Genomic DNA, 13961 nt, shown 5'->3' on the forward strand with positions numbered 1-13961 from the left:
ATAAGACTTTAAGACATGAATCTCTCTACGCCATCTTTAAAATTAAAGCTATGTTCTGCTGTAATATGACGTACTGTTTTTGTAGTAGAGCGCATAACAACACTATGTGTTACCGCAAAAGAACCTCTAAGTGAGCTTTTAACTCTTTTAACTCCTTGTAGCATATTACCATCTGTAACACCCGTTGCAGCAAATACAATATCTCCTGAAGCTAGCTCATCAATATCATATTTTTTATCAAGATCTGTAATACCTAGACGATGGGCTCTTTGAACTTCCTCATCTGAATGAAAAACGAGTCTTGCTTGCATTTGACCACCTAGGCATTTTAGCGCTGCAGCCGATAAAACTCCTTCAGGAGCACCGCCAGTACCAATAAAGACATCAATTCCTGAGCCCTCAGTAGCAGTTGAAATAACACCAGAAACATCGCCATCATCTATTAAAATAACTCTAGCACCGCACTCACGTGCTTCTTTGACAATATAATCATGTCTTGGTCTATCCATAGTACATACAACTAATGCTGATACATGAACTCCTTTGAATTTTGCAATTCTTTCTAAATTCTCTGTTACAGAATCGTCTAAATCAACTATACCTTTAGGTGCTTTAATCCCACCAACTGCAATTTTTTGCATATAAACATCAGGAGCATTTAAAAAGCCTCCTTTATCTGCCATAGCTAAAACAGTAAGAGCATTTGCGCCACCTTTTGATGTGATAGTAGTTCCTTCAAGAGGATCTAAAGCAATATCAACTTCACAGCCTCCAGCACCAACTTTCTCGCCAATATAAAGCATAGGGGCCTCATCAAGCTCTCCCTCACCTATAACAACAGTTCCATCGATATCGACTTCATTAAGAGATTTTCTCATTGCATCTACAGCAGCTTGATCTGCAGCAATTTTATCTCCTCTGCCCATTTGACTCCAAGATGCTAATGCTGCTAATTCTGTTACTCTAACTGCCTCAAGAGCTACTTTTCTATTCATTACTCTGGTCCTTTTTGTTTTATAGTTTCTTAACTATGGGGGTTAAAAAGTCTTCTATTACATTCTTTAATTGTATCAATTTACCATGAAAAAAATGGCCAACTTGATCCATCTTTACTAAAGTCAGATCTGATTTTACTTTTTTAAGAGTAAAATCAAAAACAGAATTTGGATTAACCGTATCATCATCTATCCCTTGGATAACAAGCCATGGTACATTAGGCTCATTGAACTTAGTAAGATCAAATCTATCAACTGCTGGTGCAATCGTTATTAAAGCCTCGACATTATCTAAATTACTTAAGCCTTTATAAGCAATAGCTCCTCCAAATGAAAAACCACACAATAATATCTTTTTCACATCTGTGTTATCACAGATCCATGCACATACAGATAATAGATCATCTAGCTCACCATCTCCGTCTCCATACTCACCTTGACTTCCACCTACTCCACGGTAATTAAATCTAAATGATTGTATAGAATGAGTCTTCATTGCTCTAGAAATTGTAGTTACAACTTTATTGTGCATACTACCCTGATATAAGGGATGAGGATGACAAATCACTGCTGCAACTTGTGCATTAGAATCTTTGACTTTATCGTGGGCTACTTCAATTTTCCCAACTTTACCTTGTATAAAAAAAGTGTTCATAACAGTTACCAGCTATGACTCAGCAGATAGGTCACAGTCCTCTAGTTTTATCAACTTTGTTTTCTTAGTAAATTTATATACAAAGTATAACATTACAAAAGCAAAAAAACCTATATAAGTGGAAAAGAATTCAAGAATAACACTTGTCCAACTTCTACCAGACATAGTAAGAATATTTACGCCCTGTCCGACTATAACAATACTTACTAAAGCTAAGGCTATAAGAGGAGCCCAAGGGAAAAATTTTGCAACAAATGGAAGATCTTTTAGATCTTTACCCTGTTTAACATATGCTCTTCTAAAACGGTAATGGCTAAGAGCTATTGTAAACCAAGCAATAAAGCCTGCTAAACTAGATATATTAACTAACCATGTAAATATTTGCCCACTACCAACAAATGATACAAAAAAGAATGAACTACCAATTAAACAAGTAACTAGTAGTGCTATCATTGGTGTTCCTTTTGAATTAACTGATGCAAACACTTTCGGAGCCTGTTTAATTTTTCCTAAATGCCATAATACTCTTGTAGCACTATACATACTTGCGTTACACGCTGATAATATTGCTGTTAAAATTATCACATTCATAATAGTAGCTGCTGAGCTTAAGCCAACATTTTGAAACACTATTGTAAATGGACTAATTGAAACATCATTATTTGCGCCTGCTTTAATTAAAGAAGGATTATTATATGGAATCAAGAAACTAATAATAACAACAGCTAAAATATAAAATATAAATAAACGCCAAAATGTTTGTTTGATTGCTTTTGGTATTGATGAACTTGGATCCTTTGCTTCTCCAGCAGTCACACCAATAAGCTCACTGCCTTGAAAAGAAAATCCTGCGATCATAAATACAGAGATAAAGCCCCACCAACCATTATGAAATGGCGCATCACCAATTCTCCAATTTTCAAATCCTACACTTGAATGATTACCTACTAGCCCAAGTATAGATAAAAAACCAACTATTATAAAAATAATAACAGTTGAGACTTTTATAAATGATAGCCAATACTCAACTTCACCATATACACGTACTGAAAACACATTCAAACAGAAGACTAAAACAAAGAAAAAACCACTCCACATAAGTATAGAACTACCTGGGAACCAAAACTGCATAATCAAACCAGCAGCAATAACTTCAGTCGCAACAGTGATAGCCCAGTTAAACCAATAACTCCAACCTGTGCTAAAACCTAATGCTGGATCTACATACCTAGTTGCATATTCGCAAAATGTACCTGTTACAGGACTATGTGCAGCCATTTCTCCTAAACTGGCCATTAAAAAATATACCATTATTGCTATAATCACATATGCTAAGACTGTACCACCTGGCCCAGCATCAGCAATAGCACCACCTAATGCAACAAATAAACCAGTACCAATACAACCACCTAATGCAATCATTGACATATGGCGACTCTGTAAACTTCGCTTAAGTTTTTGGGACATTAAATTTTTTTCTCCAATTTTATAGTTTAAAAAAATTATATAACAAAGTAATTAAGACTTTTGTCTCAACTTTCTTTTATAAAACACAATATTTATTATCTCATTAATGATACATAAATCAATTAACCTTCGAATTCTCATGGAATTTTTAGCATGTTATTCCTAAACTAGCCATTGAGATGCTTGTTTTGCTTCACGTATTATTTGTATTTTATTTTTTGTATAAATGATCTCTGCAGGTAGTGTGTGACATAAGAAAAAAGGCATACTTTCTGTAAAACCATATGCTCCTGTTTGAGTAAACACTAAATAGTCTCCTGGAGCAGTATTATCAGGCAAAGCAATGCTCCCTAAATAGTCAATGCTTGTACATAGTGGACCATGAAGCTCCATAACTGTTTGATCTTCTTGATTAATTTTTGATATATTTTTTACTGGAAATGCTTGGTTTGTTATAAACGGGCGACTTATATGTTGACTTCCGCCTTCTAAAACTAGCAACTGCTTATCATAAACCTTTTTTCTATCTATTATTGGTGTTACATATACACCACACTCACCAACAGCATAACGACCTAGCTCTAGCCAAAAATCAACTTGTGGATATTTAAGTTTCAAGTTATTTAAAGCTTCTGAAACATCTTCAACGTTCAGCTGATTAGTTTGATTGTAGTAAGGTACTCCTAAACCTCCACCAAGATCTATAATTTTTAGATCCATTGAAATTTGCTTTGCTAACGCAACTAAAGTTTCAGTAATAACTCCCCAAAGATACATAAGCTTTTCTACATCTGTAATATTGCCCCATTGGAAGCAATGTAGGCCTATTACATCAACATACTCATTTTCTATAGGATTTTCTTTAAAAAAATTTACCCAGTCTTCAGGTGCTAAGCCAAAAGGGGTTATGCTATCACCACCAAGAACATTTTTCTCATCAGAATTATCCCAATTGATCTGAACACGTAATAATGATCTAACTTGAACGTTATAACTCTTAGTCGCTTTTAAAAGATCTAAATACTGCTGAATACTCTCAAGCACAAAGGTTCGTACACCTTTTTCAATGAAATAACAAATCTGCTTATATGATTTTGCTGGGCCAGTGTTTAAAATATTTTTTGGGTCTACTCCTTGCTTTAAAACCTGATCAAGCTCTCCACTACTTGCAACATCAAAAGATATATCCTGTTTAGCTACACTCTGGATTATGCTTGATAATGGATTAGCTTTAACAGCATACCAAAGCTTTACTGGTAGTTTTTTTAAACTTACTAACTTATTATCTAATGCATCTAAATCATAAAAGAAGAAGGGACTGCCTATATCCTTTGCTAAGTTAAGTAAATTATCTCTATGTAATCCCAAAGGAAACATTAACGCAACGCCTCTTCTAAAGTTAAAGCTTTATCACTCTTATCATCACGATACTTAATAATTACAGGGCAGTAAGATTGTAACCCATGAGATTTTGCCCAAGCTGAATTTATTGGTCGTGATCCAGGTACCACAATAGCGCCTTCAGGAATCTTTTCTCCTTTATCAAGCATTCTTTCATTAACACTATCATAAACTCTAACGCCTCTTGAAAGAGAAACAGATGGTGCGATTACAGATCTTTTACCAACAATAACCCCTTCAACAATAATAGCTCCAGCACTAACAAATACATCATCCTCAATTATTACAGGGTTCATCCCAACAGGCTCAAGAACCCCACCAATTTGCACTCCTGCTGACAGATGGACATTTTTACCTATTTGAGCGCATGAACCAACCAGTGCATTACTATCAACCATTGTCCCCTCATCAACGTAAGCTCCAGTATTTATATACGATGGTGGCATTATAATAACAGATGATGCAACATAAGCTCCTGCTCTAACAGATGATCCCCCTGGAACCATTCTAACACCTTCAGACTTACTAAACTTACGTGGTGCTAAGTTATGCTTATCAACAAACCCGTCATAAGCACCTTCATAATCAACATTCACACCTGCTTTAAAGGCTTCTAAAATAGCTTTTTTAACTTCGACATTTACTTGCCAGCTTCCATCATCTAATTGCTCTGCTGCTCTTATTTGTCCTGATTGAAGCCCATCTAAAGTCTCTTGCCATCCCATAAAACTACTCTCCTATTTTCCTATCCTATAAATTTTATAAATCTGTATAACTCTGTTTAACTAAACTATTAGCCTTTTTTAAATTAGTAATATCTGTTAACTCTTCTGCTACAAGTGGAGCTCTTAAAGTATTAGATCTTATTACACCATTATGTTTAAGCCATACTTTAACTGGTATTGGATTAGCTACCTCAAAGCATGCTTTTGTTGCATCCTTCCAAGTTTGGCGATGACTTTGTTGTATAGTTTTATTTATACTCTCTTTAACATAACTTCTAACTTGCTTAGGCCAAATATTTGATATCACAGATATTAAGCCTACAGCACCATAATTTGATAGCTCTGGAAGTATTCCATCCTCACCACTATACATTCTTATGTTTGGTGCGATCTGAGCATATTTTGCAAAACGTTCACAATCCCCAGAAGCTTCTTTAATTGCCCATGCATTTTTATGATCTTTTATATTTTCTAGTGCTTCATAACTTAAATTCACACCAGTTCTAGATGGAACATTATATAAAACACATGGCTTTTGTGCTGCATCAAGTAAACTTGTGAACCAATTAGTTTGACCAACTGTACCAGGCTTAGCATAAAGTGGTGTTACTAATAAAAAACAATCTATATTTTGAGAATTACAAAACTCTATCCACTTAATTTGCTGATCAAGTCTAGATCCTCCAACACCAACCATTATTGGGGTGTTTAGCTCTAATGAGCACGTAAATTTAACAACCTCACATTGCTCCTCAAAACTTAGAGCCAATGCTTCTCCAGTGCTACCTAAAATTAATATTCCACAGCCAGACTCTGCCTGATATTCTAAAATTCTTTCAAAACTACAATAATCTATTTCACCATTCTCAAGCATTGGTGTTACTATCGCTGTATAAAGATCTTTATTAATATTCATTTGCATACTCCTTAGCAACAAGCTCTTCAAATTGATAAAACCCATATAAATCAGGGTTATTTATTGCATACTTAGCTGCCCAGATAGCTCCTTGAGCAAAAAGTTTTCTATCATGAGCAATATGTTTTAGCTCAATAGTTTCATATTCATAACTAAGTGTCGCTTCATGAATTCCTTTAATATCACCTAATCGTTCTGAAGATATCACACAATGATCAACACCTAACCACTTTTGCCAAGATATTGCTGTACCACTTGGAGCATCTAGTTTTTTTGTATGATGAGTTTCATTTATCATGTACTCTAATTGTGGAATTAAATGCTGAATTTTGCCTAATGAATTTAACGCTTCCTTGATAAAAACCATGGATAAACTAAAATTATTAGCAACAATCCACATATTTTTATTTAGAGAAACTTTCTCGATAACATCTTGTGTATAGTCAAAGCCTGTTGCCCCACAAATAATAGGTGTTTTTGTCTCTAATAAAACAGGTAATATATCTGCCAAAACTTTAGCTGAAACAAATATAATTACAGCATCGGCATTATTAAGCTTTTCAGCTGTAACTGTATTATTTGAGTCAAAAATTTCATATATATTTTGACTTCCAAGTAAATCCAAAACAGCTTGACCTGTGTTACCTTTGCCTACAACTGCAATTTTCATACAACCCTTCCTTTTTCAAAAAATTGATTATAAATTTTTTGCATAACTTGAGATGATTCGTTTTGGTCAACAAGTAGACACATATTATGCCCACTAGCTCCATGACTAAGTAAGCGTATATTGTGATCAGACAACTCAGAAAATAATCTTGAGCTAATATTTTTAGTCTGATGAATATTGTTACCAACTATCGCAACTAAGGATAAATTCTCATCAATCTTTATTTCAACATTACCGATCTCATGTAAATCTTCTAATAAGCTTGGGGTAAGTATGCTATCTCCTATAGATTGACTACCAATAGGATCTAAAGTCAAGGCAAGGCTTACTTCACTAGTAGTTACTAAATCTACACTTATTTTATGATTAGCTAAAACCTGAAAAACTTTAGCTAAAAAGCCTTGGGTATGAACCATATGATAACTCTTTATCGTCAGTAAAACTTGATTTTTACGCTCAGCAACAGCCCGAACAACCGGAAGCTCTTGATCTAGATTTTTTGTAATCCATGTTCCAGGATTATCTGGATTAAATGTTGAGCCAATAAATACATTTATATTGCTTCTAATAGCAGGCCATAGCGTACTAGGATGTAAAACTTTTGCTCCAAAAGTCGCTAACTCAGCAGCTTCATTATAAGACATTTTCTGTATAGATATCGCACTTGGTATTGCTCTAGGATCAGCTTGATAAATACCGGGAACATCTGTCCAAATCAGTAAATCTTTAGCATCTACAGCTTCAGCTATTAAGGCCGCTGAATAATCACTTCCACCACGACCAAGAGTAGTTGTCAGGCCTTGAGATCCTTGGCCGATAAAACCTTCTGTTACTACAATACTATCTTGAATTAATGGTACTAATTTTTCCTGTACATTTGAGCGAATAATTTTGGTAATAGGTTTTGCCTGACCATAATGATTATCTGTTTTCATAAACTCTGTCGCTCTTAGATGTGTGGCATTAACACCTGCTTGACCTAAAAGCTCCGTCATGATCGTTGCTGAGATTAATTCACCAAAAGATAATATTTCATCTGATAATTGAGGAGTTTTCAACCTTAAAGACAACTTCGTAAGAGACTCTAAATCTTTGATAACCGCTTTTATCCTCATCGAAGTTTCAGGGTTTTTAATATGCTCTAGTATTGGATAGACAATCTCTTGTATTTTACTAATCGTCTCTTGTATAGAACTCTCGTTAGAACAGCACGTCACAAGCTTTACTAAAAGATTAGTAACTCCAGACTGGGCACTTACAACAACCACTTTAACTTGAGATGTATTTTTTATAATTTCAATACATTTTGTTATTGATTCAATATTGGCAACACTTGTACCACCGAATTTTGCAACACTTATTTGATTTTCCACAAAGCTCTCCATGTTTTCACTAAGTGGGGAAACTAAAGGCTTTGCAAAATAAATGCTTAGACCGAAGCGCCCCACGTTTAAGTTCAACGTGACAGTTCTGCTACCTTTCAGTATCAGACCCAAGAATATAGCTCATAACTTCTACATTCTTTCGGCATAATCTCTAAAAATCTAATCATCGTTAAGCGTTATGGCTTTCAGATTAGCATTATAGATCATGCACCTCTTCTTTAAATTACGTCAGTAAGATAACTTACTGATTTTGAGTCTAACATAGTAAGTCAAAACCTGTCAAATTGTATTTAGCATTTTATAAAATAAAATTAATGAGATAATATAAAATACTTTAATCTATTAATAGCCTCCTCTAAAACTTCTCTCTCAGCTGCAGCACTAATTCTAATATGTCCTGCCAAACCAAAGGCACTACCGTGAATAACTCCAACAAGAGTCTCTTCTAGAAGTTTTATACAAAAGCTCTCGTCTGTAAGTTGCATCCTTTCTAAAACATCACTTATATCTAAAAATATATAAAAACCTCCGTCAGGCATAAAGACTTTAACGTTAGGAATATCTTTCAAAGCATTAAAAACAAAAGAAACTCTTTTATAATACTCTTGATTCATATACTCAATATCAGCTCTTTCTAACTTTAATGCCTCTATTGCAGCAATTTGTGAAATTGAACAAGCACATGATAAAGATTGAGATTGAAATTTCTTTATAGCATTTATAAAAGCCGAAGGTGCTAGAATATGCCCAACTCTCCACCCTGTCATTGCATAATTTTTAGAAACCCCACTAGCTACTATAACACGATCTTTAAGTTCAGGAGAAATTTTTGTGACAGGAATAGGAGCTCTATCCCAATAAATCTGATCATATATCTCATCACTAATCAATACGATTTGAGGATATTTTTTCATTAGGTCAACTAAAGCTAACATCGTAGGCTCTGAGTAAATAGCTCCTGAAGGATTATTTGGGATATTTATTAAAATAGCTTTAGTCCTCGAATTTATTAAACTTTCAAGTTTCTCAACATCAGGTTCAAAACCATTTTCAATATTTGTTTCTAAGACAACTGGTACACCTCCAGATAATTTGATCATATCTGGATAAGAAGCCCAATATGGTGCCATATAAATAACTTCATCGCCATCATTAATAATACAATTAAATATGTTATGAAGACTATGCTTAGCTCCAGTTGTAACACAAACCTCATCAAGCTCATAATTAACACCATAGTCGCTACTATAACGATTTACTATAGTCTGTCTTAGATCTCTATAACCATCAACGGTTGTATACTGAGTATAATTATTTTCAATTGCTGTAATTCCTGCTTTTTTTACAACATCAGGCGTGCTAAACCCAGGTTCACCGACATTTAATGAAAGAATCCTTTCTCCCCTATCAACAAGCTCTTGTACTTTAGAAGACATTAATGCAGTTGCTGAAGGTTTAATATTTGTTACGCGATTACTAATTTGTATAGTCATTTATTTTCCCATTCTTTCGCTAATAATGGAGAGCTGAGACTTTGCAAAATTAATGCTTAGACCGAAGCGCCCCACGTTTAAGTTCAACGTGACAGTTCTGCCACCTTTCAGTATCAGACCCAAGAATATAACCCATAACATCTATACTCTTTCGGCACAATCTCTAAAAATCTAATCATCTCTAAGCGTTATGGCTTTCAGATTAGCATTATAAATTATGCTCCTCTTCTTTAAATTGTGTTAGTAAGAAAATTTACTAATTTCGAGCCTAACACAGAAACTCAAAAACTGTCAAACTCTATTTAGCATTTAAAAAAATAATTGTAAGAAGGTTTGAAAAAAATCCTCTGATAGTTAAAGATTAAGAAAATATAAGTATAAATATTGAACAAAAAAATTTAACTAGAATGTTTTTCTATTTCGAGAGGCTTTTTATTACGCTCATACATCACCCAGTACACAATCCAGGTACAGATATAAACAAATATCCCACAGAAAATTACATCACTAAAAAAGTGTCCTCCTTGAGCCATTCTCATTAGACCTAAGCCTCCTCCTGCTAATACTGCAATAGCAAAGGCCAAAGCCTTTTTTCTACGTGTGGCAGCTAAAGGCATAAAAGCAAAAAGCCAAAATCCCATAGATGCATCACCACAAGGGAAAGAACAATTAGTAGTACATTGATTTGATATAACAAATGGTTTTTGAAAAATTTTATCACCATTAAACTGTTGCACCATATATGGTCTAGGTCTACCCCAATGATTTTTAAATACAGCATTTACTACCAAACCTGGACCTACCCATAAACATACAGCTATAAAAAATATAGCTTTTCTATTTTTTATTCTAAAAGCTTTAATAAATAATGAACCAAGTAAAAATAAAATAACCACTATAGAGAAGATAACAGGGAATCTCATAGCAAAAGTATGCATAAATCCAAAGAATCCATGGCTTGGACTAACTGCGAAGCCATTTGTTGAACTGTAAAAGTCACCAGCTAGAGTCAAATCTAAATGTGGGAATATCAGAAAAAATACCCAAGCACAAAAGCAAACAATTAAGCCTACTATTATATGAAATTTTGCCAAAATTTATCCTTAATTATACTTATACTCAACAAATTATTATTTTAGTTTAACATTTTTAAACTTTTTTTTGTTAGAATTATGAATTGGTTTTATGATTAAGTTTAATATTTTATTTATAAATTAGTATGGCAGATAATAATACGAATAACACAAACAAAACTCATGCTGTTGGCAGATTAAAGATAACATTAGTTGTTATTCTAGCAGCAGTTGTAATATATCTATTTATAGCATTATTTAGTTTTAATATAAATGATCCAGGTTGGAGTAGTATATCTTCAGAAACTACTATTAAAAATTATGCTGGTCCTGTTGGAGCATATATTGCAAGTTTTATACTCTCAATATTTGGAGTAGTTGGATTTGTACTTCCTTTTATCCTTATTGATTTTATTAGAGTACTACTAATAAAAAATAAAGAACAAAACCTTAGCTATTTAATGTTCACAGTTAAAACTATAGGCATCATATTTTTTATACTATCATGTTGTGGCCTAGCGGAGCTATATCTTGTCTTTGCTAATTACTGGATGCCTCAACGCTCTGGTGGAATTTTTGGCTATGAAACAGCAAAAATGTTTATCAAATATTTTGGTTCAGTCGGAGGTGCATTTGCATTAGTAGTATCATTATTTATTGGCTTAACTCTTTATTGTGGTACTACATGGCTACATTTAATCAAAAAAATCTTTTCAGCATTTGGAAAGTCTATTAACTATGTATCAAAGCCTAAAGATAATGATAAAAAAGATATCACAAGCTTTAATGACTTTGATGATTTTAACAATAAACCTAGTGCATCTGCATTAGCTAAAGATAAAAAATCAACATTAATACCTCTTAAGGATGAGAAAAAAGAAACTCCTCGAGAAGACGTTTTCAAAGAAGTTCTAAAAGATAGTAAAAACAATAGTGAGCTATCTTTTAAAGACTTTAATAATAAACCTAGTCAAGATGAGCTATCTTTTGCAGAACTAGAAGCTGAAGCAAAAGAAAATAAATCCTCAATAAGAACTATTGAGAAAGCAAAACCACAACCTTCTAAAACAAACAATCTAAATAAAGATTGTCTACCATCTATTGACCTTCTCATCGAACCTGAAGCAAAAAAAGTTGCAGTATCTCAAGAACAGCTTAATGAAACATCATCTCTACTTGAGCAGACCCTAAATGACTTTAATATAAATGCTAAAGTTGTCGCTGCATATCCTGGTCCAGTTATCACTAGATATGAAATAGATCTAGCTAGAGGTACAAAAGTTAGTAAACTTACAAATATAGCCCAAGATTTGGCAAGAGCCCTTTCTACGACAGCAGTTAGGGTTGTTGAAGTAATTCCTGGTAAACCTTATGTTGGGCTAGAGCTACCAAACCCAACTAGACAGATGGTACGTATAAAAGAAGTACTCTCTGCACAAGAGTTCTTAAAATCAAGAGCCCCAACTCTAATGGGAATCGGTGTTGACATTTCTGGAAAACCGACTTTTGCTGAGCTTGCAAAAATGCCTCACCTTTTAGTAGCTGGTACAACTGGCTCTGGTAAGTCTGTTGGTGTTAACTCTATGATTATCAGTATGCTATATAAGTGTACACCTGATGAATTAAAATTTATCATGATTGACCCTAAGATGCTTGAGTTATCTATTTATGACGGTATTCCTCACCTTTTAACTCCTGTTGTTACAGATATGACAGAGGCCGCGAACTCTTTACGCTGGTGCGTTAAAGAAATGGAAAGACGCTATGCCCTTATGTCAGCAGCTGGAGTTAGAAATATTGCACTATTAAATGATAAAATTGAGCAAGCTGAGAAAGCTGGTAAACCACTAAAAGATACAATGTTTATCAAGATGAATCCAGAGCGTGCTCATGAAGCTCCAACTCTTACAAAGATGCCTTATATAGTTGTCGTAGCAGACGAGTTTGCTGATATGATTATGGTGGTAGGTAAAAAAGTTGAAGAGCTTATTGCAAGGCTTGCTCAAAAAGCTCGTGCTGCTGGGATTCATATAATACTTGCAACACAAAGACCTTCTGTTGATGTTGTAACTGGACTTATAAAGGCGAATATCCCTACTAGGATGTCCTTTCAGGTATCATCTAGAATAGATTCTAGAACGATCCTTGATCAACAAGGTGCTGAGCAGCTACTTGGCCAAGGTGATATGCTATATTTAAAACCTGGTTTTGGTGCTCCTATGCGTATTCACGGAGCTTTTGTGGATGATAATGAGGTGCATAGAGTAGTTGAGTCATGGAAAGAATATGGCCAACCAGAATATGTTCAAGATATCCTTGAATCTACTGAAGAAGCTGAAAATGGCTCACCTGGAGGAGAAGGTGATAGTGAAGATCCTCTATACAACGATGCCGTTGAAATAGTTATTAAAACTCAAAAAGCATCAATATCAGCTGTTCAACGTAAGCTAAAAATAGGCTACAACCGCTCTGCTAGATTAATGGAAGAAATGGAAGAAAATGGTATAGTCTCAGAAATGAATCAAAATGGCATGCGTGACGTGCTAGTTAAAAGAGAATCCTAAATGAAAAAATTAATCGTATTACTAATAATAGTTTCCATTAGTGTAAATATCTGTTTTGCTGATGCAGCTGGAGATTTAGTAAAGAAAATTAAAAGCATCAACTCTATGACGGCTAACTTTAGCCAAAGACTTATTAATAGTCAGAATAACATGAATACTCAAGGTAAAATGAGTCTTAAAAAGCCTCATTTTTTTAAATGGGTTACAACTTCACCAAATAACCAAAAAATCATCTCCAATGGTAAGAAACTATGGATTTATGATGGTGACCTTGAGCAGCTTATAATTAAGAAAGTTTCAAATAATATTGCCCAATACCCTTATCTTATACTTTTATCAAAAAACACAGATAACATTGATAAACTATTTACTGTAGAAGAAAAAAGTAACAATAGCTATATTCTTAAACCTAAGTACGATGAAATGATAAATAGCATTGTAATTCAGTTTGACAGTGACAATAGACTAAGGTCACTTGAAATTTCAACTTCATTAAATCAGTTTACGCAAATTAAATTTTCTGATGTCAAAGATAACGTATCTCTTGATAATTCGCTATTTAATTTTAAAGCGCCTAAAGATACCGATGTAATAGACGAGACTAAATCTTAGAAAAA

12 protein-coding genes and 2 riboswitches are annotated in these 13961 nt (G+C 34.0%); of the genes, 2 read left to right on the forward strand and 10 right to left on the reverse strand.

Going from position 1 to position 13961, the window contains the following annotated elements:
* Positions 1 to 8: 8 nt before the first annotated feature.
* The 10 genes from glpX to lpxF form a co-directional block, all read right to left on the reverse strand.
* Positions 9 to 995, reverse strand: coding sequence for a class II fructose-bisphosphatase (gene glpX / locus F3D62_RS03095; protein WP_150466785.1), 987 nt, complete (start codon positions 993 to 995; stop codon positions 9 to 11).
* Positions 996 to 1014: 19 nt separating this feature from the next.
* Positions 1015 to 1650: an alpha/beta hydrolase gene (locus tag F3D62_RS03100; RefSeq protein ID WP_150466786.1), complete on the reverse strand. Its 636-nt coding sequence runs from the start codon at positions 1648 to 1650 to the stop codon at positions 1015 to 1017.
* 12 nt (positions 1651 to 1662) lie between these two features.
* Positions 1663 to 3117 (reverse strand): amino acid permease, encoded by a 1455-nt coding sequence (locus tag F3D62_RS03105; protein ID WP_150466787.1) that lies wholly within the window; start codon positions 3115 to 3117, stop codon positions 1663 to 1665.
* A 162-nt stretch (positions 3118 to 3279) separates the two neighbouring features.
* The gene (locus F3D62_RS03110) at positions 3280 to 4494 is read right to left on the reverse strand and encodes a PLP-dependent decarboxylase (RefSeq protein ID WP_150466788.1); all 1215 of its coding nucleotides are present in this window, start codon (positions 4492 to 4494) and stop codon (positions 3280 to 3282) included.
* Positions 4494 to 5243 carry a 2,3,4,5-tetrahydropyridine-2,6-dicarboxylate N-succinyltransferase gene (locus F3D62_RS03115; RefSeq protein WP_150466789.1) on the reverse strand — a complete coding sequence of 250 codons (750 nt, stop codon included), beginning with the start codon at positions 5241 to 5243 and terminating at the stop codon, positions 4494 to 4496. Before F3D62_RS03115 ends, F3D62_RS03110 begins: the two co-directional genes overlap by 1 nt.
* Before the next feature lie 34 nt (positions 5244 to 5277).
* Positions 5278 to 6159, reverse strand: coding sequence for a 4-hydroxy-tetrahydrodipicolinate synthase (gene dapA / locus F3D62_RS03120; RefSeq protein ID WP_224732627.1), 882 nt, complete (start codon positions 6157 to 6159; stop codon positions 5278 to 5280).
* Positions 6149 to 6829, reverse strand: a complete 681-nt coding sequence (locus F3D62_RS03125; RefSeq protein ID WP_150466791.1) for a dihydrodipicolinate reductase C-terminal domain-containing protein — start codon at positions 6827 to 6829, stop codon at positions 6149 to 6151. The genes dapA and F3D62_RS03125 overlap by 11 nt, the downstream gene beginning before the upstream one ends.
* The gene (lysC, locus tag F3D62_RS03130; protein WP_224732628.1) at positions 6826 to 8202 is read right to left on the reverse strand and encodes a lysine-sensitive aspartokinase 3; all 1377 of its coding nucleotides are present in this window, start codon (positions 8200 to 8202) and stop codon (positions 6826 to 6828) included. The genes F3D62_RS03125 and lysC overlap by 4 nt, the downstream gene beginning before the upstream one ends.
* Positions 8203 to 8258: 56 nt before the next feature.
* Positions 8259 to 8438: riboswitch (Lysine riboswitch) on the reverse strand.
* 87 nt (positions 8439 to 8525) lie between these two features.
* Positions 8526 to 9707 carry a pyridoxal phosphate-dependent aminotransferase gene (locus F3D62_RS03135; protein ID WP_150466792.1) on the reverse strand — a complete coding sequence of 394 codons (1182 nt, stop codon included), beginning with the start codon at positions 9705 to 9707 and terminating at the stop codon, positions 8526 to 8528.
* A gap of 56 nt (positions 9708 to 9763) precedes the next feature.
* Positions 9764 to 9943, reverse strand: a riboswitch (Lysine riboswitch).
* A gap of 162 nt (positions 9944 to 10105) precedes the next feature.
* Complete coding sequence (lpxF, locus tag F3D62_RS03140; protein ID WP_150466793.1) at positions 10106 to 10801, reverse strand: lipid A 4'-phosphatase LpxF; 696 nt, start codon at positions 10799 to 10801, stop codon at positions 10106 to 10108.
* 125 nt (positions 10802 to 10926) lie between these two features.
* Here lpxF and F3D62_RS03145 point away from each other — a divergent pair, with 125 nt between their 5' ends.
* Together F3D62_RS03145 and lolA are read left to right on the forward strand one after the other, a co-directional pair.
* Positions 10927 to 13344 carry a DNA translocase FtsK gene (locus F3D62_RS03145; protein ID WP_150466794.1) on the forward strand — a complete coding sequence of 806 codons (2418 nt, stop codon included), beginning with the start codon at positions 10927 to 10929 and terminating at the stop codon, positions 13342 to 13344.
* Positions 13345 to 13956 carry an outer membrane lipoprotein chaperone LolA gene (gene lolA, locus F3D62_RS03150; protein WP_150466795.1) on the forward strand — a complete coding sequence of 204 codons (612 nt, stop codon included), beginning with the start codon at positions 13345 to 13347 and terminating at the stop codon, positions 13954 to 13956. It begins immediately after the preceding gene.
* Positions 13957 to 13961: the final 5 nt, after the last annotated feature.

It is taken from the genome of Francisella sp. SYW-9, assembly GCF_008711465.1.
Lineage (GTDB): Bacteria > Pseudomonadota > Gammaproteobacteria > Francisellales > Francisellaceae > Francisella.

What these genes read in the sequence shown, in the direction of transcription:
- F3D62_RS03105 (WP_150466787.1), bottom strand. Translation starts at nt 3,117, where the DNA reads ATGTCCCAAAAACTTAAGCGAAGTTTACAGAGTCGCCATATGTCAATG.
- F3D62_RS03100 (WP_150466786.1), bottom strand. Translation starts at nt 1,650, where the DNA reads ATGAACACTTTTTTTATACAAGGTAAAGTTGGGAAAATTGAAGTAGCC.
- F3D62_RS03135 (WP_150466792.1), bottom strand. Translation starts at nt 9,707, where the DNA reads ATGACTATACAAATTAGTAATCGCGTAACAAATATTAAACCTTCAGCA.
- F3D62_RS03115 (WP_150466789.1), bottom strand. Translation starts at nt 5,243, where the DNA reads ATGGGATGGCAAGAGACTTTAGATGGGCTTCAATCAGGACAAATAAGA.
- glpX (WP_150466785.1), bottom strand. Translation starts at nt 995, where the DNA reads ATGAATAGAAAAGTAGCTCTTGAGGCAGTTAGAGTAACAGAATTAGCA.
- F3D62_RS03145 (WP_150466794.1), top strand. Translation starts at nt 10,927, where the DNA reads ATGGCAGATAATAATACGAATAACACAAACAAAACTCATGCTGTTGGC.
- F3D62_RS03125 (WP_150466791.1), bottom strand. Translation starts at nt 6,829, where the DNA reads ATGAAAATTGCAGTTGTAGGCAAAGGTAACACAGGTCAAGCTGTTTTG.
- F3D62_RS03110 (WP_150466788.1), bottom strand. Translation starts at nt 4,494, where the DNA reads ATGTTTCCTTTGGGATTACATAGAGATAATTTACTTAACTTAGCAAAG.
- lolA (WP_150466795.1), top strand. Translation starts at nt 13,345, where the DNA reads ATGAAAAAATTAATCGTATTACTAATAATAGTTTCCATTAGTGTAAAT.
- dapA (WP_224732627.1), bottom strand. Translation starts at nt 6,159, where the DNA reads ATGAATATTAATAAAGATCTTTATACAGCGATAGTAACACCAATGCTT.